The organism is Woeseia sp. D3-10, assembly GCF_055809415.1.
In genome coordinates, this window is the sequence record NZ_JBVVTW010000007.1 from 441,594 (window position 1) to 461,762 (window position 20,169).

The 20,169-nt window shown below is 56.7% G+C and carries 20 protein-coding genes; 7 read left to right on the forward strand and 13 right to left on the reverse strand.

The window, feature by feature from the left end; genetic code table 11:
* Positions 1-92 precede the first annotated feature (92 nt).
* Together AC0L8N_RS02735 and AC0L8N_RS02740 are read left to right on the forward strand one after the other, a co-directional pair.
* Complete coding sequence (locus AC0L8N_RS02735; protein ID WP_473666040.1) at positions 93-656, forward strand: peptidylprolyl isomerase; 564 nt, start codon at positions 93-95, stop codon at positions 654-656.
* 20 nt (positions 657-676) lie between these two features.
* Positions 677-1,405 (forward strand): UDP-2,3-diacylglucosamine diphosphatase, encoded by a 729-nt coding sequence (locus AC0L8N_RS02740; RefSeq protein WP_473666041.1) that lies wholly within the window; start codon positions 677-679, stop codon positions 1,403-1,405.
* Here the strand turns inward: AC0L8N_RS02740 and AC0L8N_RS02745 are convergent.
* From AC0L8N_RS02745 to prmB, 12 genes are all read right to left on the reverse strand, one after another.
* Positions 1,402-2,034: a MiaE family protein gene (locus AC0L8N_RS02745; protein ID WP_473666042.1), complete on the reverse strand. Its 633-nt coding sequence runs from the start codon at positions 2,032-2,034 to the stop codon at positions 1,402-1,404. The genes AC0L8N_RS02740 and AC0L8N_RS02745 overlap by 4 nt on opposite strands.
* Positions 2,025-3,236, reverse strand: a complete 1,212-nt coding sequence (locus AC0L8N_RS02750; protein WP_473666043.1) for a serine/threonine protein kinase — start codon at positions 3,234-3,236, stop codon at positions 2,025-2,027. Before AC0L8N_RS02750 ends, AC0L8N_RS02745 begins: the two co-directional genes overlap by 10 nt.
* 100 nt (positions 3,237-3,336) lie before the next feature.
* On the reverse strand, positions 3,337-4,899 hold the full coding sequence (gene purF / locus AC0L8N_RS02755; protein WP_473666044.1) for an amidophosphoribosyltransferase: 1,563 nt from the start codon (positions 4,897-4,899) through the stop codon (positions 3,337-3,339).
* Positions 4,900-4,904: 5 nt separating this feature from the next.
* Positions 4,905-5,456, reverse strand: coding sequence for a CvpA family protein (locus AC0L8N_RS02760; RefSeq protein ID WP_473666045.1), 552 nt, complete (start codon positions 5,454-5,456; stop codon positions 4,905-4,907).
* Between the two features lie 99 nt (positions 5,457-5,555).
* Positions 5,556-6,212 carry an SPOR domain-containing protein gene (locus AC0L8N_RS02765; RefSeq protein ID WP_473666046.1) on the reverse strand — a complete coding sequence of 219 codons (657 nt, stop codon included), beginning with the start codon at positions 6,210-6,212 and terminating at the stop codon, positions 5,556-5,558.
* 50 nt (positions 6,213-6,262) lie between these two features.
* Positions 6,263-7,546: a bifunctional folylpolyglutamate synthase/dihydrofolate synthase gene (locus tag AC0L8N_RS02770; protein ID WP_473666047.1), complete on the reverse strand. Its 1,284-nt coding sequence runs from the start codon at positions 7,544-7,546 to the stop codon at positions 6,263-6,265.
* Positions 7,547-7,608: 62 nt separating this feature from the next.
* On the reverse strand, positions 7,609-8,472 hold the full coding sequence (gene accD, locus AC0L8N_RS02775; protein ID WP_473666048.1) for an acetyl-CoA carboxylase, carboxyltransferase subunit beta: 864 nt from the start codon (positions 8,470-8,472) through the stop codon (positions 7,609-7,611).
* Between the two features lie 88 nt (positions 8,473-8,560).
* Positions 8,561-9,352, reverse strand: coding sequence for a tRNA pseudouridine(38-40) synthase TruA (truA, locus tag AC0L8N_RS02780; RefSeq protein WP_473670003.1), 792 nt, complete (start codon positions 9,350-9,352; stop codon positions 8,561-8,563).
* A 117-nt stretch (positions 9,353-9,469) separates the two neighbouring features.
* Positions 9,470-12,598 (reverse strand): FimV/HubP family polar landmark protein, encoded by a 3,129-nt coding sequence (locus AC0L8N_RS02785; RefSeq protein ID WP_473666049.1) that lies wholly within the window; start codon positions 12,596-12,598, stop codon positions 9,470-9,472.
* Positions 12,599-12,701: 103 nt separating this feature from the next.
* The gene (locus AC0L8N_RS02790) at positions 12,702-13,724 is read right to left on the reverse strand and encodes an aspartate-semialdehyde dehydrogenase (RefSeq protein ID WP_473666050.1); all 1,023 of its coding nucleotides are present in this window, start codon (positions 13,722-13,724) and stop codon (positions 12,702-12,704) included.
* 66 nt (positions 13,725-13,790) lie between these two features.
* Positions 13,791-14,891, reverse strand: coding sequence for a chorismate synthase (gene aroC / locus AC0L8N_RS02795; RefSeq protein ID WP_473666051.1), 1,101 nt, complete (start codon positions 14,889-14,891; stop codon positions 13,791-13,793).
* 2 nt (positions 14,892-14,893) lie between these two features.
* On the reverse strand, positions 14,894-15,829 hold the full coding sequence (prmB, locus tag AC0L8N_RS02800; RefSeq protein ID WP_473666052.1) for a 50S ribosomal protein L3 N(5)-glutamine methyltransferase: 936 nt from the start codon (positions 15,827-15,829) through the stop codon (positions 14,894-14,896).
* 172 nt (positions 15,830-16,001) lie between these two features.
* Between prmB and AC0L8N_RS02805 the strand changes: the two genes are divergently transcribed.
* From AC0L8N_RS02805 to AC0L8N_RS02825, 5 genes are read left to right on the forward strand one after another with little or no spacing between them, the layout of a single operon-like run.
* Positions 16,002-16,613, forward strand: a complete 612-nt coding sequence (locus tag AC0L8N_RS02805; RefSeq protein ID WP_473666053.1) for an SCO family protein — start codon at positions 16,002-16,004, stop codon at positions 16,611-16,613.
* A gap of 59 nt (positions 16,614-16,672) precedes the next feature.
* Positions 16,673-17,074 (forward strand): copper chaperone PCu(A)C, encoded by a 402-nt coding sequence (locus AC0L8N_RS02810; RefSeq protein WP_473666054.1) that lies wholly within the window; start codon positions 16,673-16,675, stop codon positions 17,072-17,074.
* Complete coding sequence (asd, locus tag AC0L8N_RS02815) at positions 17,071-17,946, forward strand: archaetidylserine decarboxylase (protein WP_473666055.1); 876 nt, start codon at positions 17,071-17,073, stop codon at positions 17,944-17,946. Before AC0L8N_RS02810 ends, asd begins: the two co-directional genes overlap by 4 nt.
* A complete protein-coding gene (gene epmA / locus AC0L8N_RS02820; RefSeq protein WP_473666056.1) occupies positions 17,943-18,941 on the forward strand; it encodes an EF-P lysine aminoacylase EpmA in 999 nt (332 codons plus the stop codon). The genes asd and epmA overlap by 4 nt, the downstream gene beginning before the upstream one ends.
* Positions 18,934-19,413 (forward strand): GAF domain-containing protein, encoded by a 480-nt coding sequence (locus AC0L8N_RS02825; protein ID WP_473666057.1) that lies wholly within the window; start codon positions 18,934-18,936, stop codon positions 19,411-19,413. The genes epmA and AC0L8N_RS02825 overlap by 8 nt, the downstream gene beginning before the upstream one ends.
* Here AC0L8N_RS02825 and efp read toward each other — a convergent pair.
* Entirely contained in the window at positions 19,406-19,972 is a 567-nt protein-coding gene (gene efp / locus AC0L8N_RS02830; protein WP_473666058.1) for an elongation factor P, read from the reverse strand. The two genes, AC0L8N_RS02825 and efp, sit on opposite strands and share 8 nt — an antisense overlap.
* Positions 19,973-20,169 lie beyond the last annotated feature (197 nt).

Genomic DNA, 20,169 nt, shown 5'->3' on the forward strand with positions numbered 1-20,169 from the left:
CAACGCGGGCAAGCAATTGCACGCGCGTCGCTTCTTAAGGCGGCCTCGCTTTGGTATCGTCGCGAACCTGCACTACTAACGGAAGCCGCGTCATGAAATCCAGCCTGCTCATTCTGCTAATGGCCGTATCCCTGTTTGCGCAGGCGGACAACACGGTACCCGCGCACCCACAGGTAATGCTCGAAACCACTGAAGGCAACATTTTGCTTGAACTCGACGGACGTCGTGCGCCGCTGACCGTTACCCAGGTCTTGAAGCTGGTTGAGGACGGTTACTACGACGGAACCATATTTCATCGCGTAATTCCTGACTTCATGATTCAGGGCGGTGGCTACAACCGGGACCTGAAAGCGCGCGAACCAGAGGGCGGAATTCCGAATGAATCAGGCAATGGTTTGCCACACCTGCGCGGTACGGTAGCAATGGCGCGCGAAGAAGCACCGCATACGGCCGTTGCGCAGTTCTTTATTAACGTCGCCGACAACAAGAGTCTGAACCCGCAGTCCAATCGCTGGGGCTACGCCGTGTTTGGCTACGTTATTGACGGCATGGACGTCGTCGACAAAATCTCGGAAATGCCTACGTCTCCGGCAGGCCCCTTCGAACAGGACGTTCCGGTGTCCCCGGTCATCATTACCAAAGCCTATCGACCCTAGCCGCAACCGGGACGCTGCCTGTGACTACCTTGTTTGTATCCGATCTTCATATCGATGCTGCCAGACCGGCAATCTCCGCTCAGTTCCAGCGATTTCTTGAAGGCGAAGCGCGCACAGCGGACGCCCTTTACATCCTCGGCGATTTATTTGAATCGTGGGTTGGCGATGACGATCCGAATCCGCACTACGCGCAAACCAAACTGCAATTGCGCGCATTGGTCGATGATGGCATTCCTGTGTACTTCATGCACGGCAACCGGGATTTCATGATCGGTGAGCGGTTCGCTGACGAAACTGGTTTGATCCTGCTCACTGATCCACTGGTAAAGACAATACACGGCAAAAACGTACTGCTAAGCCACGGTGATGCCTATTGCACCGACGACCACCAATACCAGGCAGTGCGCCGAATGACCCGCGATCCGGCATGGCAGGCAATGATGCTGGAAAAATCACTCACCGAGCGCCTCGCGTTTGCCGCGCAAGCTCGCGTCGACAGCAGTATGCATAGCGGTGGTCTGGATGAAAAAATCTCCGACGTGAACCCGCAGGCCATCAAGGAAGTCATGCAGCAACACAAGATTCAGCTCATGTTGCACGGCCATACTCACCGTCCCGCCCTGCACGCAATACACCTAGACGAACAAGCCGCCACACGAATAGTGCTCGGAGATTGGTACGAACAAGGCAGTGTTGTTCGCTGGGATGCAGACGGCCCTGTGCTCAGTGCAATTCCTAGAAACGACTAATCTTCAGTCGCCGGCACACCACTGTGAAAGCGGAACAACGTATCCGGCTCAATGACAATCTGACTCTCCACTGCACGCAGCTCGTCAATCCTGGACAATAATTCGGCTTCCGCGACGTCGCATTCTTCGCGAGCGAAGCCGATGTACTGTTCGAAATGCCGCGCCTCGGAAGCCAGTAACCCGCGGTAAAAGCGCGCAATATCTTCCGGCAAACGCGGTATCAGCGCGGCAAACCGTTCGCACGATCGTGCCTCGATAAAAGCCCCGACGATCAGTGTATCCAGCAGACGAGCGGGTTCCTCACGGCGTACGCATTCATGCAACCTGCTTGCGTAACGTGATGCTGACAGGCGTGCGTACACAATTTTTCTGGCAGCCAGCAGTTGCCGCACTTGTTCGAAATGCCGCAACTCTTCTCGTGCCAGTCGTGACATACGCCAGACCAGCTGATCGCGTTCCGGGTAGCGGTACACAATGCCGAGCGCGCTCGAAGCGGCTTTTAGTTCGCAATTGGCGTGGTCCAGTAACAGTTCGGGCAGTCGCTCACTCGCCTCGTCCAGCCAGGCCTCCGGAGTTGCTACTTGCAGAAAGCGGCTGATTTGATCCGGCACCAATGTATCTACAGCCATTCGGCAACCTCCGCCGCACTTTGTAAACGATCGCCCGGCTTTTTGGCGAGCATCATATTGAGGACTGACTGGAACTCAGCCAGCCGCGGTGGCAACAAAGGGATAGGCGCTTCGCTGTGCTTGAAAATAATGCCCATTGCATTGCCTGCGCGAAACGGTTTTTGACCGGTCAACATTTCGTAGAAAATCACGCCAAGGCTGTAAATGTCGCTGCGGTGATCAACCGCATTGCCACGCCCTTGTTCGGGGCTCATGTAATAAGGCGTGCCAAATATTTCACCGCTGTCAGTTATTTCCTGTTGCAGGCGCATGTGCTTGGCAAGCCCGAAGTCAATCAACGCAAGACTGCCGTCTGAGCGCAACATGATGTTACCCGGCTTCAGGTCCCGGTGAAGAATACCGACTTTGTGTATCTGCTCGAGAGCGCTGGCAATTTGGCGGGCGTAGTCGACAGCTTCGGGGATCGTGACGCCTTCTTCGATCCTCGCCTTGAGGTCGCCGCCAGAAACGTACTCCATCGCTATATGCGCATGATCATCACTCACACCAAGGTCGAAAATGCGCACGATGTTTGGATGCTGAATATCAGCTATCAGTTCGTACTCCTGCAAGAAGCGGTCGAACGCGCCAAGGCCCTCTTCACCGTCTGGATCATGGCGCAATACTTTCAGAACAACATCCTGTTGCGAGCTCTCTTTTCTGGCCAGATAAACGCCGGAATGAGCGCCAGATGCCAAACGACGTTGCAGCTGATAGCCTTTGATCAAAGGATTGATGCCGGTGCGCAGGTCACCGACAAACAGCGCCGAAGTCGACGACGATCGCTGGCGCGAACGCAGCAAATCGCTAATGGCGACTATGAAAGCATCGTGCCGGAGATTGCTTCGTTCAATGACAGCGTCGGCACCAGCTGCCAACGCAGCGGTTCGGCCGCCGGAACCAGTTTTGGTCAGGTAAAGCACTGGCGGGAAATTCCGAATCGCCTTGAACTGTCGAAGCAAATCAACACCATCGCAATCACCTTGTTGATCACCAACGATAACAAGGTCGTTACCGGCCCCGGAAAAAGTGGCCGGCAAGTGGCCGCTGGCAACCGGATCAAACTCGGAGATGATCGCTGCGGGCAAGTGTGTGCTGACGTGATGCATCAACAGCGTCCGAAACTCTGCGTGACAGTCGATGATCATGATTCGAGTGTTCATGCCGGCCGATTATCCACAAATATGATCCGTCGCAGACAGTCCTCCACTGTTCGGCCACTTGCGTCGCAAGGCACGCCCGACCAAGCGGAAAACGGTTGGCTTACATCCCGACAGCGGAGTCGGTAGTACCAGACGTCGAGACAGCGTCGCCCGACTCGAGACCCGCACTGTCGGCGCCAACCATCAGTGCCGCGGCGGCATGGGACTTTGCGGTATCGCTGCGTTGCGCTTCCAAAGCCCTGAGGTATTCCGGGCTAACGTCACCAGTTACGTACTCTCCGGAGAAACACGAGGTATCGAACTCAGTGATCTCCGAGTTGTCGTGACGTACAGAACGAATTAGTCCATCCAGGTTCTGGTATATCAATCGATCTGCGCCGATGAGATCACAGATTTCCTGATCGCTGCGACCGTTCGCGATCAGCTCGCTTGCCGCAGGCATATCAATGCCATAGACATTCGGATAGCGCACTGGTGGCGCGGCGGATGCAAAATACACTCGTCGCGCACCGGCATCTCGCGCCATACGAATTATTTGTCCCGACGTTGTGCCGCGGACGATTGAATCATCGACCAGCAAAACGTTCTTGCCGCGGAATTCCAGGTCGATCGCGTTCAGCTTCCGTCGCACAGACTGAGTCCGCTCAGCTTGCCCCGGCATAATGAAGGTCCGGCCCACGTAGCGGTTCTTGATAAAACCTTCGCGGTACTTTGCTCCCAGGTGATGGGCGACCTGCACGGCGGCGGTGCGGCTCGTATCGGGTATAGGTATTACTACATCAATGTCGTGATCCGGCCATTCACGGACGATCTGACCTGCAAGCTGCTCGCCCATGCGTAAACGGGCCTTGTACACTGAAAGTTCGTCAATAATGGAATCTGGCCGGGCAAAATACACAAACTCGAAAATGCACGGTGTGTGATGCACCTCACCAGCGTACTCGCGACTGTGCAGAATCCCGCCTTCTTCAATATAGACCGCCTCGCCCGGGCGCACATCGCGCACTCGTTCGAACGACAAAATATCGAAGGCCACACTTTCTGAGGCGACCATGTACTCGGTGCCACTGTCGGTTTCGCGCTTGCCTATGACCAGTGGTCGAATGCCATTCGGATCGCGAAACGCCACGATACCGTGACCGATGATCATAGCCACGACCGCATAGCCGCCCGAGCAACGCTCGTGCACAGCGGCGACAGCGTCGAATATCTGATCTGGCGAGGCACGCCCGGTGGTTCGCCCTTGCAACTCGTGAGCAAACACGTTCAGCAAGACTTCGGAATCCGAGCCGGTATTGAGATGCCGCCGATCTTCCCGGGTTAACAAGTCGGCAAGTTCTTTGTAGTTCGTCAAGTTGCCATTGTGAGCAAGGCAGATGCCATACGGCGAATTGACGTAAAACGGCTGCGCTTCCGCTGTCTGTGCACCACCCGCCGTCGGGTAACGTACGTGCCCCATGCCGACGTTGCCGGTCAAGTGCAACATGTGCCGCTGGTGAAAGACATCCCTGACCAGACCATTGCTCTTGCGTACCCGCAAGCCATCGGGCCCCGAGGTTGCAATACCAGCAGCGTCCTGACCCCGATGCTGCAAGACTGTCAGTGCATCATAGATACTTTGATTAACCGGCCGAGCAGCGACCATTCCTACAATTCCGCACATAGCCGTTACTCAGGCCTCTCTCTGGTCAGTGTTTGTGACATTTCAATGGGCAACGACTCCGGCAAGCCGGGTGGTTGTTGTAGTAACTCCATGCCTTTCGGCGCCATCACCCGCAGCCAGTCCGAAACCTGGCTTGCATAGGGAATAAATCGCGATTCGTGCCACCAGTTATCCTGATCGAAACTGGCGTATTGCCCACCAATTACGAACACAGCGACCAGCACTACGCCCCGGCAGAAGCCAAAACCCATGCCCAGCATCCGGTCCATGCCGCTCAGTACGGATAGTCGCACGAGCTTTGCGACACCCCAACCAACCAGGCCACCGATCACCAATACAACAATGAAAATAAGTGCTCGTCCGAACCAGAGTTGCATCGCACTGGAACTCAGCCAGTCTGCGCTTAGGGTCCCCGCGTGTGGGCCGATATTGAATGCTGCCCACACAGCGACCAGCAGTGACGCAACGGATATGGCTTCCTTGACGAATCCACGCGTAAATCCAACGAGGATCGAAATGACAACGGCGACGGCGATAACTATGTCGGCTACAGGCATCAGGTATGAGCGCTTTGGGCGTGGAGTGACGCGGTCAGGGGCGAACTGGCGACGATTCTAGCAGAACGGTCCCAGCGTGGGACGTTCGATTTCCGCGCATCACGGATGGGGCACGACCTGACCTTTCTGGCCTTCACCTGCCAGCCGTTTGGCAACTGCTTCTGCGCTCTCGCGGTCTTTTTGCGGGCCAATCCGTACCCGGTGCAACTGCGTACCCGAGCTGCTGAGCTGACTTAAAAAAGCGGCGTACCCCTGGCTGCGCAGCGATGCTGCCAGCCGCTCTGCATTGGCCTTATTAGAAAAACTGCCCAGTTGCACAGCCCACATTCCGGTACTGGATTGAACTGCAGGCGCCGGCGTACTGGGGCGCGTCTCGACAACAGGCTCCGGACGTTCTTCCGACTCTGGCTCTGGTTCGGCGACGACGGCGGCTGCCGGCTCCTGGCGTGGCGGCGGCTCAGCCGCTGGTTGCGAATCGGTAACCGGCGATGGCTCGGTAGTCGGCGGCGCCGCAACAACGACTTCCGGCGTGTTGGAGACTGCGCCGGGTACCGGCTCACTGCGATCACGCTCCAGCACGATAGTCTGGCGCTTGCGCTCCTGACCGCTTGTGCCATTTTGACCTGGCAGCAGAACAGTTTCACTAACGACCTCAGCATCGTCGACCGGACCGTCCAGAAACACAGGGACTACCAGCACGATAAAAACCACCAGAACGATGGCGCCGATTACGCGTTCTTTCAGTGCTCGATCCATTAATTCGTCAACATTTCTCTGTTTGCGTTGGTCGCGAGTATAGCCCAGCGTCAAGCAGTGGGCACGAGCGCCGCGGTCGCCGGCCCCACGGTAAAGAATGAACCGGTCACTACCACCAGGTCGTTGTCACCCGCGATGTGTTCGGCAATGCCAAGTCCCTCAGCAACAGTCGTGGCAATTCGACACGGCTTGTTAACGAATTCGGCGATTCGGGCCGCCAGCATTGGCGCTGGCAATGCCCGCGGGTTCTCTGGCGTCACGGCAATCCAGGCATCGGCCAACGCCGCAACCGGCTGCACAATGCCCGCCAGATCTTTATCGGCAAGTACCCCCATTACAAATATTAGGCGCCGATCAGGGTAGTCATCGCGCAATGTTGCTGCCAGTACTTCCGCTGCAGCTGGGTTGTGAGCAACATCAAGCAGCCAATGGCGGCTACTGTCGATACGTTGCATACGCCCTTGCAACCGCAAGCGGCCAAACGCCCGATCAATCGTTGCGGTATCACTGGCGCCTTCCATAAGAGTAAAGAGTGTCAGTGCACCAGCCGCATTATCGATCTGGAACCGGCCATGCAGTCCGGGCTTGCGCAGTCCCATGAATTTGAACTCTGCGCCGAAATAATTCCAGTAGCCCCCCTCCACTGTCACTTCGTAGTCACGACCGGCAACGTGCAGCCGGGCGGCCATTTCTGCAGCGATGCGAGTAATTGCCGTCGGCGGTTGCAGCGCGGCATACACAACCGGAATACCACTACGCATTACGCCTGCCTTTTCACGAGCAATTGATTCTGTATCCGGCCCCAGCCAATCACAATGATCAAGAGATATATTGGTGATGACGGCAGCGTCTGGATCCAGTGCGTTCACGGCATCAAGGCGCCCGCCGAGGCCGATCTCCAATACCCAGACTTCAGCGCGGCGCGCCGCAAACGCGACGAAAGCCGCCAACGTACCGAACTCGAAATACGTCAATGGAGTGCCGTCACGCACCGCTTCAACGCGACGCAAGCTGGCCACTATTTCAGCGTCGTCAAGCTCCTGACCCTGAACCCGCATCCGTTCGTTATAGCGCGAAACGTGCGGTGAGGTATAACACGCGACGGAATCACGACGCTCAAGGTAGAGAGCTTCAAGCATCGCAACCGTCGAGCCTTTGCCGTTGGTGCCGGCAACGTGCAGAACACGCTTAGGCCGAGGCAATTGGAGGCGCTGCAATACCGTTTGGACGCGTTCCAGCCCCAGCTCAATCTCGTGGGCTGACAATGTCTCCAGCCAGCGTAACCATACGGCCAGAGAGTCGGTGTCGGGAGCAGAGTTTTGTGTATTCGGCATGCCGCGATTTCAACTGGGGATACGGGTCGGCGCGAACGACCGCCTGACGGCAAACAGGTAATTCAGGTGACGGGGCTCGGTCGGTTCTGCAATTTAGCGAGCAGATCAGCGATCTCAACGCGCATGACGCGACGATCCATGATCATATCGAGCGCACCATGATCGAGAAGGAATTCACTGCGCTGGAACCCCTCGGGTAACGTTTGCCGTACCGTTTGCTCTATCACCCGCGCACCGGCGAAGCCAATTAACGCTTTAGGCTCCGCAATATTTATATCACCAAGCATCGCCAGGCTCGCTGACACACCACCGGTCGTTGGGTCCGTCAAGACGGAAATAAACGGAACGCCCTTTTCCCCTAACATCGTCAATGCGGCGGAAGTCTTGGCCATTTGCAGCAAAGAAAACAGCGCTTCCTGCATACGCGCACCGCCACTGGCCGAGAAGCAGATTAACGGTGCATTGCTGTCCATCGCGACCCTTGCTGCACGACTAAACCGCTCACCAACAACCGAGCCCATGGAGCCGCCCATGAAACTGAACTCGAAGGCGCAAGCAACAACAGGTTGACTAAAAAGGGTGCCGCTTGCTGCGATCAGCGCATCCTTTTCGCCAGTCTTCTTCTGAGCCTGACTGATACGATCCCGGTATTTCTTGCTGTCCCGAAACTTCAACGGATCCATTGGTTCGAGATTGCTGCCGATTTCCTTCAGCGAGTCCGGGTCCAGAAAGTACTCCAGCCGATCGCGCGCACCAATACGCATGTGATACTCGCACTTCGGACAGACCATGAGGTTGCGCTCAAGCTCGGTACGGTACAACTGTGCGTCACACTGCGGACATTTGATCCAGATACCCTGCGGCACCGAGCGTGTTCGCTTCTCGGTGCTGATCCGGGACGGCATTAATTTTTCAAACCAGCTCATGGCATCGCATCATAAACGAATTGAACGTCAAGGGAGAATTCCGTTTGCAGAATCTCTGACAATAAAGAAAGTGACGTAGCTCAACAAGCTAATCTGCGCCAGGAAACAAATCAGGCGTGGACGGCACCGGCAGTCTGAATTCGGCCGGGTATTCAACGCTGACCAGACTCAAGCCGTGTGCTGGAGCGGCTACCCCACCACGGGTTCTGTCCTTGCTTTCCAGTACATCTGCCGCCCAGGTGGGTTCACGCTCGCCCATGCCAATCTCAACCAGTAAACCACTGATATTGCGAACCATATGCTGCAAAAAGGCATTGGCCGCGATGTCGATCATGAGCCAGTCAGAATGCCTCTTAATCTGCAGACTGGTGACTTCACGGACGGCGGTCCGTGCCTGACAGCCGGCGGCGCGAAAAGCCGAAAAGTCATGCTCCCCGATCAAGTGCGAGGCTGCAGCAGACATTCGCGCGACATCAAGTGGCCGGTATACCCACCAGGCGCGGTGTCGGAACAACGAAGAGCGAACCAAGCGATTCAATATGAGGTAACGGTACTGGCGCCGCGTCGCCGAGTAGCGAGCATGGAAATCATCTTTGACGGATTGAACCCAAACGACATTCACATCGTCCGGCAAACTACTGTTAGCACCCAATAGCCAGCCGCGATTGTCGCGCTCAGCGGATGTATCAAAATGGACAACCTGCCCGGTCGCGTGCACGCCAGTATCCGTCCGGCCGGCGCAAATTGTCTCAATCGACTCATTCGCCACCTTGGTCAGTGCTTTTTCGAGTAACTCCTGGACGCCCAGACCGGTACGTTGGCGCTGCCAACCGTTGTAGGCTGTGCCGTCGTACTCAATGCCCATCGCAATACGCAAGATCAATAATCCCAGAGCCTGTTCATGCCAAAGCAGTGCAGACCTTGCGGTCCACACTGCCCAAAAAAAAACGCCAGGCATGCGTAGGCAAGACCTGGCGTCGTTGTATCGACCGTGTATTTAGCCGGGCAATGAGTCCAGCAATTGTTGCGCCTGCTGACGTTGTGATTCGTCACCTTCCTCCAGCACTTCATCAAGAATGTTGCGTGCACCGCTGGGGTCACCCATGTCGACATAGGCTCTTGCCAGATCAAGCTTGGTGCCGACCTCCGTCATGGTGCGCGCTTCTTGCAGCTCATCCGACACATCGTCCGGCCCCAGTGCCTGGGTAGGATCATCACCACCAAGACCCAGATCAAAATCAATATCCGCATCGAAGTCGCCACCGCCTATACGCGGTTGCTCGACCGTGGAGTCATCGCGGAGCTGCTCGACGGTGTCGCCTGCTTCGCTCAACTTCAGTGCAGCGGTCAGGTCGTCAAGATCCAGGTCCATGTCGGTGCTGCCTGCCAACCCCGGTGACTCGGCCGTTGCGTCCAGTGAGGAATCATCAAATGAATCGGACGGCAGAGCCTCTGTCTTGGCGAAGTCGAAGTCGGGTTCGTCATTGGAGCCAAGCCCCGGAGCCAGCAACGTTGCTTCGTCGTCATCCAGTTGCGCAGCAATATTGGTAGACGTTTCAATAGCGAAGTCATCCGGCAGCACCTGAGTTTCACCGGTGGCATCGAGCAAACTGTTTTCGACCGTTACATCAATATCCGAACCGGTCTCTTCACCGATATCGAGCATCGGATTACTGCCTGTCTCGGCGAGTTCGTCAGCGGCCAGCCGGCTTCCGGTCTCATCGTCGTCGTCACCGAAATCATCCGTAAGTCCGTCGAGATCCAGTCCGAGATCGTCGAGGTCAATTTCCGCAGTAGCATCGCCAGTCTGGCTACCAAAATCGAGGTCATCAAGATCATCGAGACCGGCAAGTGAAGGCAGACGTGACGTACCATCGGTTTCGCTCACTGCGGCTTGTTCAACAGTAGGGGATTCAAGCGTTGGCGATTCTACGGTTGCATCATCGTCACGCTCGGGCATGGCTTGCGTAATAGACGCGCCAGTATCGACTTCATCATCAAAACTAAAGTCCAGTGCACTGTCATCATCGTCAGATGAGCCAAACAGCCCGTCGTTATCACTGTCACCATCGTCGCCCAGGTCAATAACGTCACTGAACGCGCCGTCAGGGCCAGCGCCCGCAAAGTCTATGTCGAGCGCCGCATCGTCATCGCCGCTGGACTCGAAATCCAGATCGACTTCACGTGTAGCGCCCGCAGCGCTGGCGTTCGAAAACATGTCGTGATCAGGGGCAATCTGCTGCCCCATGATGACGATCTTGTCCCATACGCCACGATCTCCGTCGTCGCCCAGTGCCGCATCCAAACGGGACGAAGCGTCAACGAAGCCATCACGGTTGCCCCAGACGAAATAGATTTCGCCTAATTTCGCCAACAAGTCGGTACGGTTCGGCTCGATAGCCAACGCACCGTTAACCAGATCTGCGGCCTGGTCGTACAGACCGTAGGCCATGTGAAAATCGGCTTCCGCAACCGGATCAGACTGATCAAGATTAATGGCTGTTTCACTGGAGAACGTATCTTCAAGTGACACCGGCGCAATTGGATCAACAGCGGCGTGCAAACCGGTCGACTCAATGGTGTCGCCGGTCGGTTCGCCGGCAATCGTATCGCCGCCTTGCTGCTCAACGACGACTATCGAACTGTCATCGTCACGAGCCATAGCACGCAGCCGTTCCGTGGACGCCAGCGATTCGCTGTCAACTTCATCTTCAGCGTCCAGTGCATCCCAGACGCCCGTGGAATCACCGTCGTCGCCACCGCCACTCGCGCGGCGTGCGAACCAGATCAGAATGCCGAGGACAATCAGCAGTGCAACCCCGATCATTCCCCAGATGCCGGTCAAAGCGCCGATAATCTTATCGACCAGGCTCGGCTCCTGGCGGCTCGTCGTGCTGACTCGCGGTGCGGGTGCTGCCGGTTGCTCGGCCGCCGCGGGTTCATTTTCTACAGACGGTTCGTCTGCAGCAGGTTCATCTGTCGCGGTATCATCGACGAAGATTTCCGCGGCCGGCTCTTCAGTCGGCAGTTCCGGGTCTGCTGTTGGCTCAGCAACATCGCTTGCACCGCTTGCGGCAGCTCGTTCTGCTCGCAGGCGCGTCAATTCCGAGCGCAGTTCGGCAAGCTCGTTGTCGCGAACGTTGAGCAGCGACTCCTGCTGGCTGATCCGCCCTTCTAAGTCACGTATTCTTTGCTGGGCTGCCGCATTCATGCCGCCGGTCGCCGTGTCGCTGCCACTGGACGCGCCCTGGTACGGCTGCTGTTCACCGTCCGGTGGAACCAATGTCAGAGTGGTTTGCGGCGCGGCACTCGCCCCGTCGCCGTCCCACGCCTGATTCTGGCGCTGCACTTCACTGAGTGCATTGCCGCGGCTGATACGGAAAATTTCGTCGTTGCTCGGAATACGCAGCCGGGCATTTGCACGCAAGGCATTTATGTTGCCGGCGAACGCCTCAGGGTTCGCCTGATAAATCGCCAGCATCGTCTGGTTCATACTCAGGCGGTTGTCCGTTCGTACCTGCTCGGCGATTCGCCACAAGGTATCGCCACGACGTACCTGGTAGTCCTCACCCGCCGTGGTCGCGAAGTTGTTATCCCCACCGGATACGGTCGATGGAGCGGCCGACTGCCGGGGTGCCGGTGCGGCCGGTCGATCGATGCGACCGCGATCAGCCTGAGGCGCCTGACGCGGTGCCGAAACGGCCTCGGTGCTCGCGGACGTTGGCGCCGGTGCAAACGTCGGTGGATCAAGCAGTACCGTGTATTCACGAAGCAGCCGGCCCTGCGACCACTCGGCTTCAACAAGGAAGGTCACGAAGGGCTCGGTTACCGGATCAGCGGACGTGACCCGAACAATGTGGCCCGACGCATTCTGCTGCACGGTGAAGACCAGCCGCGACAAATACAACGGTCGATCGATACCGTAACGTTCAAAAGCCTCCGCAGAGGCCAGACTAATTTTGAGATTCTGGAGCTCTTCCGGCGTCGCTGACAGCAGCTGTATCTCTGCGCGAAGCGGTTCGTTGAGCGCTGAATTTAATCGTATGTCACCGAGGCCGAGGGCCCAGACCTCGCTCGTCAATAAACAGACAAGCAAGATCCATGAACGATTAAGTCGTCGTGACATAATAAATTTCTCCGGCTCCCAGAATATTTGCCCGATGTGCACGCTCGGGAGCCTCGTTTTTTGGTTTTCGGACGCTCACCCCAATTCGCTGGTGAACTATAGCTTATAAATACTTTTTCGCCAATATTTCAGCTATTTGGACACTATTTAGAGCCGCGCCCTTACGAATATTGTCAGCCACCACCCACAGATTAATACCGCGCGGATGACTGATGTCTTCACGCACCCGGCCTACGTATACCGGATCATTGCCCGAACTGTCTGTGACGGCGGTCGGATATGCCCCCAATTCACAGCCATCTCGCAATTCAACACCCGGCGCATTTCGCATCAATTCGCAGACTTCCTCGGCGCTGATTTTCTTTTCCGTTTCCAGATGGATGGCTTCTGAATGCCCGAAAAACACCGGGATTCGTACTGCGGTCGGATTCACAGCAATGCTTTCATCACCAAGAATCTTGCGAGTCTCCCAGACCATTTTCATCTCTTCCCGGGTGTAGCGGTTGTCCTGAAACTCGTCAATATGCGGAACAGCGTTGAAAGCAATCTGCTTTGCAGCCCCCTTGAGTTCCAGCGGGCGCCCGTTCAACAACTGGGTTGCCTGCCGTGCCAGCTCTTCCACAGCGCTACGCCCTGCACCGGACACCGCCTGGTAGGTCGCGACGTTGATGCGGGTAATTCGGGCCGCATCGTGAATCGGCTTTAGCGCCACAAGCATCTGAATAGTCGAACAATTGGGGTTCGCGATGATGCCGCGCGCCTTGTAGTCGGCGATTTTCGCCTCGTTAACCTCAGGAATCACCAGCGGAATATCGTCGTCACGCCGAAAATGCGAGGTATTGTCGACCACGATACAACCGGCGGCGGCCGCTCGCGGTGCGTGTTCGGCAGAAACAGACCCGCCAGCTGAGAACAACGCGATTTTTACTTTCGAGAAGTCGAACTCTGCCAGGTCTTCGACTATCAACTTGCGGTTGCCGAATGACACTTCCTTGCCAACGGAGCGTGCGCTGGCCAGCGCATGAACTTTGCGGGCGGGGAACTTGCGCTGCGACAACACCTGCAACATTGCCTCGCCGACAGCACCTGTGGCACCAACAACGGCGATTTCGAATGGCTCTGACATGATTCCTGATACTTCCTTGTGATGGGTTGGTTTACTGCGAGTTGCCGCTCAGCACCGCACTGACTCTCAGCGAATGCTCGCGGGAATAATCGGTGTACCGGCCACTACATCGGCGTTCTGTGCGCGGTGTCGGAGGTAGTGATCCATAAGTACCAAAGCAACCATCGCTTCAGCGATGGGCGTTGCCCGCAATCCGACACAGGGGTCGTGGCGACCCTTGGTCACTATCTCTGATGCCTGCCCTTTCTTGTCAATTGTCTGGCCCGCAACCGAAATACTGGACGTTGGTTTCAATGCAATGCTTGCAAGTATGTCCTGACCGGACGATATGCCACCAAGGGTACCGCCCGCGTCATTCTTTTTGAACCCGTCCGGAGAAATTTCATCGCGATGCTGACTGCCTTTTTGACTCACCGCCGCGAAGCCTGCGCCCAGCTCCACGCCTTTCACAGCATTGATACTCATCAGGCCATGGGCGAGATCGGCCTCAAGTTTGTCGAAGACCGGTTCACCGAGTCCGACCGGAACACCCTGGGCAAGGATGCTGATTTTGGCGCCAATGGAATCACCCGCTAAGCGCAGCTCATCCATATAGGCTTCAAGCTCCGCAAGCTTGCCTGCTTCGGCACAGAAAAACGGGTTCTCGTCGACAAAGTCGAGGTTCTCGGCCGACAGCCGTATCGGCCCCAGTTGCGCGAGATAGCCCTGAATCTTTACGCCCAGGCGTTCCGCCAGATATTTACGCGCAATCGCTCCGGCCGCGACCCGCATGGTGGTTTCGCGGGCCGACGAACGGCCACCGCCGCGGTAATCGCGAATGCCGTACTTCTGATGATACGTGTAGTCCGCATGACCTGGCCGAAACTTGTCCTTGATATCGCCGTAGTCGTGGGAGCGCTGATCCGTATTTTCGATCAGGAGACCGATTGGAGTACCGGTGGTCAGGCCCTCAAACACGCCGGACAGTATTTTGACTTTGTCCGGTTCCCGACGTTGCGTTGTATGCCGGGACTTGCCCGGGCGACGCCGCTCAAGGTCCGCCTGAATGTCGTCCTCCGTTAACGCCATGCCCGGCGGACAACCGTCAACCACGCAGCCCAGCGCCAAGCCGTGACTTTCACCAAAGGTGGTCACCGTAAACATGTGTCCAAATGTATTTCCGGGCATCTCTATTTCACCTCAGCGGCTCGCCTGAATTCTTCGCCGTGCCTGTCCAGGTCTTCCCGGGTCAACAGGAAAACGCCCTGACCGCCGAACGCGAATTCGAGCCAGACAAACGGCACTTGTGGAAAACGGTTTTCCAACGCTTCCTGACTGTTGCCGACCTCAACGACCAGCACGCCGTCAGGCGCGAGAAAGCGGCACGCATCATGCAGTATCACCGTCACTGAATCCAGACCGTCGGCACCGGCGCTCAGCCCCAAAGCAGGCTCGTGCGTGAATTCCGGTGCAAGTGAAACCATATCTTCTTCATCGACATAGGGCGGATTGCTCACAATCAGCTCGTACTGCCCGTCCAGCTCATCGAAAAACGACGAGCGGATCAGACGCACCCGCTCAGTGAGCTCGTGCCGCTCGACATTAATTGCGGCAACGGCCAGCGCCTCGGCCGAAATATCCACCGCATCAACTTGCGCATCCGGGAATTCATGAGCCATGGCTATCGCTATACAGCCACTGCCAGTTCCGAGGTCCACCGCCCGGCGAACCCGCTGCGGGTCCAGCCACGGCGTAAAGCGTTCATGAATCAGTTCCGCCAGTGGTGAGCGCGGCACGAGCACCCGCTCATCGACGTAAAATTCGTGCCCTGCAAACCAGGCACTGCGCAACAGATACGCCAATGGCACCCGTTCGGCGACCCGACGCTTGGCAAGCGACAACACCTCGCGACACTCACTTTCGCTGAGCAGTCGCTGGTAACCCGACTCGGCTGCTGCGAAATCAAGCTGCAATAACGAGAACACCAGCCACGCGGCTTCGTCGGCAGAATTGTCCGTACCGTGCCCGTAAGTCAGATTTGCCGCCGCAAACTGTTCCGTGACAACAGCAATTATGGCAGACACCGTCAATGGCGCCTGAGCGTTATTCGTCGGTATATTCGGCATATCTTGCAGCACGTCCGGCAGGCAGGGCCCTGTTATTGGCGATGCAATCTACCATGCACGCGGCGTAAATGCGCTGGCATAGCCGTTCATACCCGCACTTGCTCGGGGTTCTGAAAGTCGCTGCGGGATCAATTAAACTCCGCCTCTCCTTCTTGTCTGGCTGTTCGTACCAATGTCACATTTGCGCTACATCATTGCTGGCTCATTTATCGTTCTGGGCCTTGCCGGCGGCGCTTATTTCCTGAGCAAGGCTGTCCAACCGCAAACCCTGCAGGACGCGACGGTTCTCCCGGACTCGCGCGCATTGCCGCCTTTCGAGCTGATCGACGACAACGGCCAACTGTTTAACAATCAGCGACTCGCCGGCAACTGGACATTGCTGTTCTTCGGATTCACCCATTGCCCGGATATTTGCCCTGCCACCCTGCAACAGCTATCCATTGCCCGGCAGCGATTGGCCGAAAAGGGCGTCGAACCGCTACCGGAAATTGTGCTGATCAGCGTCGACCCTGAACGGGATACTACGGCGGCATTGTCTGCTTACGTACAAATTTTCGGTGACCACGTTACGGGTGTCAGCGGCGAAATTGATCAGCTACAAGAACTGACGACGAATCTCGGGATACACTTCAAAAAAGCTGACGCGAATGAAGCAAACTACTCGGTGGACCACTCGACCGCCGTCTTGCTGACGAACCCGGATGCCAAGCTGTCCGCCCTGTTCTCCGCGCCACACACGGTAGATGCTTTCGTCAACGACCTTGCCATCCTGGTTGCCCGATAGTGGCTCTGAATCGTTTGTGCATCGGTTTGTGTTGCGCGCTTCTAACCGCTTGCAGTCCCGTGCCGAACGAACTGCTCGTCTCCGACGCGTACAGCTTCGTGCCAACCGGTAACAGCAGAATGGCCGTTGCCTACTTCACGCTGCACAACAATACCAATCAGGATGTACACATTGAGAGCGTGCACAGCACGCTGTTCGAGAACGCAGCCATTCACGAAACCGTGTTGCAAGACGGGCGGGCGCGAATGCGTGCTTTACCGACCGTCAGTATCCGTGCAGGGGAAAAGCTCGCACTCGGACCTGGCGCTGTTCATCTCATGCTGATGCAGCCCCGTCAAACCATCGGCGCCGGTACTGTTGACACGTTGACGTTTAACTTTAAGACGCATGATGCCGTTGAGGCACGCGTGGAGTTTTTTGCCAGAAACGCGCCACCACCTATGCACGAGGAATCACATTGAGCAACAAGACAGGGCGATTGTTTGTCTACCTGCAACGACTGCTGCCGCGTTCCGGTATCACTGCCATGGTTTACCGACTGTCCCGCGTTCGGCATACGGGTATCAAGAATCTGCTAATCCGCAATTTTATTCGTGCGTTCAACGTTGATACTGCGGAAGTCGAAACCCCGGTACCTGACGGCTATGCCACGTTCAATGATTTCTTCATCCGACAACTTAAAAGCGACGCGCGACCAGTGGTCGAAGACGCCAACGTCTTGACCTCCCCGGTTGACGGAACGATTAGCGAGGCTGGCAAGATTTCGCACGGTCGACTATTTCAAGCGAAAGGTCACTACTACTCATTGCGGGACCTGCTTGCCACAGACCTTGGAGACGCGAGCCACTATAACGACGGCAAGTTTGCAACAATCTATCTGGCGCCTCACGACTACCATCGGGTGCACGCGCCGTTCGCCGGCCACCTGACCGCGGCACGCTACGTGCCCGGCGACCTGTTCAGCGTCAATCAGGCAACGGTGACGCATCTGCCCGGTTTGTTTGCACGCAATGAGCGATTGATTTGTCATTTTGATTCGGAGATTGGCCCGTTCGCCGTCATTTTTGTTGGCGCAATGAACGTCGGCTCCATCAGTACCCCGTGGAGTGGCGAAATCCGACCGCGTCGCAAAGGCATGGTCGAGCAACTCGACCTTGACAGCAGCCCGCTCGCCAGGCGAGTAGAAAAAGGTGACTTGCTCGGCTGGTTCAACATGGGCTCAACGGTGATTCTGCTGCTGCCGCGTGCCGTGAAGCTCGACGGCTCCCTGCAGGCGGGCAAAGCGATGCGAATGGGGGAAGAACTCGCCACGATCAGTGCAATCGCTCCGTGAGCAACGACGCACCCGCGTCGCCGGACTGGCGGCCAACAGCCTCGCTCGAAGCAGCACGGTGCCGGGCAAAGATGCTGAGTTCAGCGCGAGCATTTTTTAGCGAACACGGCGTTCTTGAAGTGGAAACTCCTGCCCTTTCGGCCGCTGCCGTTACCGACCCGCAAATAGAAAGCATCCGCGCACTGGTTAGCGCGCACGGTGATCAGTCGTATTTCCTGCACACATCGCCTGAGTTCGCTATGAAACGACTGCTGGCCGCCGGCTGGCCGGATATCTATCAGATCAGCAAAGTTTTTCGCGACGGCGAAGTCGGCCCGAGACACCAACCCGAATTCACTATGGTGGAATGGTATCGGCGTGACCTGACTTTTCAGGCAATGATGGAACATACGGTCGCCTTCATTGCCCGGGTATTGGACAAACATGCCGGTATCGGCGAAGCCGCATTTTTGTCGTACACCGATGCATTTCAGGAATATACCGGGATCGATCCTATCAATGGTTCGCTGGACGAACTGCGACTGGCGGCCGATGCCGACAATCAACTCCGGCAGGCACTTGGTGACGACCGCGACGCGTGGCTCGATCTGGTTCTGACGCAACGCGTGGCCCCGCGCTTTGATCGCAAAGCACTGACTGTTCTGCATCACTACCCGGCATCGCAAAGCGCTTTAGCGAGGCTTTGTCCTCTCGATGCGAGTACCGCCGACCGCTTCGAAATATTTTTCGGTGAACTGGAGTTGGCTAACGGTTACTACGAACTTAGCGACGCGCTCGAGCAAGAGTCTCGCTGCGCCGCCGATCAAACCGCGCGCGCAGTTGCTGGCAAGCCGATAAGGCCGCTGGACGAGGACTTTCTGGCTGCGTTACGCTCCGGACTACCCGCCTGTTGTGGCGTTGCAATTGGCTTTGACAGACTGGTCATGGTCAACATCGGCGCGACCGAGTTGCGTCAGGTGCAATCCATTACGGCCGTGAAGTGCGACTATGACTGACACAAACTACGAGCTGCTCTCGAAGCAGCTAAATGCACTGACCGCCGACGAACCGGACGCACTCGCAAACACGGCGAACTTCGTCGCCCTGCTTTGGCAATCGTTGCACGGTATCAACTGGCTGGGCACTTACATCGTGCGTGGCACGGACCTGGTGCTGGGTCCGTTTCAAGGCAACCCTGCCTGCGTGCGGATACCGATAGGCAAAGGTGTTTGTGGCACGGCCGTCGCCGAACGACGCGCGCTGCGCATCGAGAACGTAGACGAATTCCCTGGTCACATTGCTTGCGACTCGGCATCGCGCTCGGAACTGGTTGTTCCGCTGTTGATCAACGATACCGTGGTCGGAGTTCTCGACATCGACAGCCCGCACTTGTCCCGGTTTACGGCCGAAGACCAGGCGGGCGTCGAACGCTTGTGCCGGGATTACTGCGCACTATTGGAGAGCCGCGCTCAATCGACGTTTATTTGACGCGCGAGACGTAGTCGCCGGAGCGGGTGTCGACCCGTATGACTTCACCCTGCTCGACAAACAAAGGAACCCGTACAACTGCACCGGTAGACAGCTTTGCCGGCTTCACTCCGCCACTCGCAGTATCGCCGCGCACGCCCGGGTCGGTTTCAACAATCTCCAGCTCAACAAAATTGGGCGGCAAGACGATGAGCGGCACGTTATTCCATAAGGTGATCTGACACATATCCTGCTCTTTGAGCCACATCTTCGCATCCGCGACGGCTTTATCATCGGCCGCGTGTTGTTCGAACGTATCCGGCACCATGAAGTGCCAAAATTCACCGTCATTGTAGAGATACTGCATTTCGGTATCGACGACATCAGCGGCCTCAACGCTGTCTCCGGACTTGAAAGTCTTGTCGACTGTCTTACCGGTTTTTAGATTCTTGATGCGGACTCGATTGAACGCCTGACCTTTGCCCGGTTTGACGAATTCGTTCTCGACAATGATGCAAGGATCATTGTCCAGTATGAATCGCAGTCCCGATCGAAATTCGCTGGTGCTATAGCTTGCCATGTGTTTATTTCACCGGCCCCTTGCGGGTCGGCGCCTGATACGCCAAAAAACGAGGCCGCGATCACAGTGTCGCGGCCGGCAGTATGATACCTGTTCCGTCTGAGTGGCGAAACCAAGCGCATCAGGACCAAAATGCTTACCCGCCAGCCCCCAATAAGTGACTGTTTCACATAGCAGATCGTGATCCACGTCGCAGA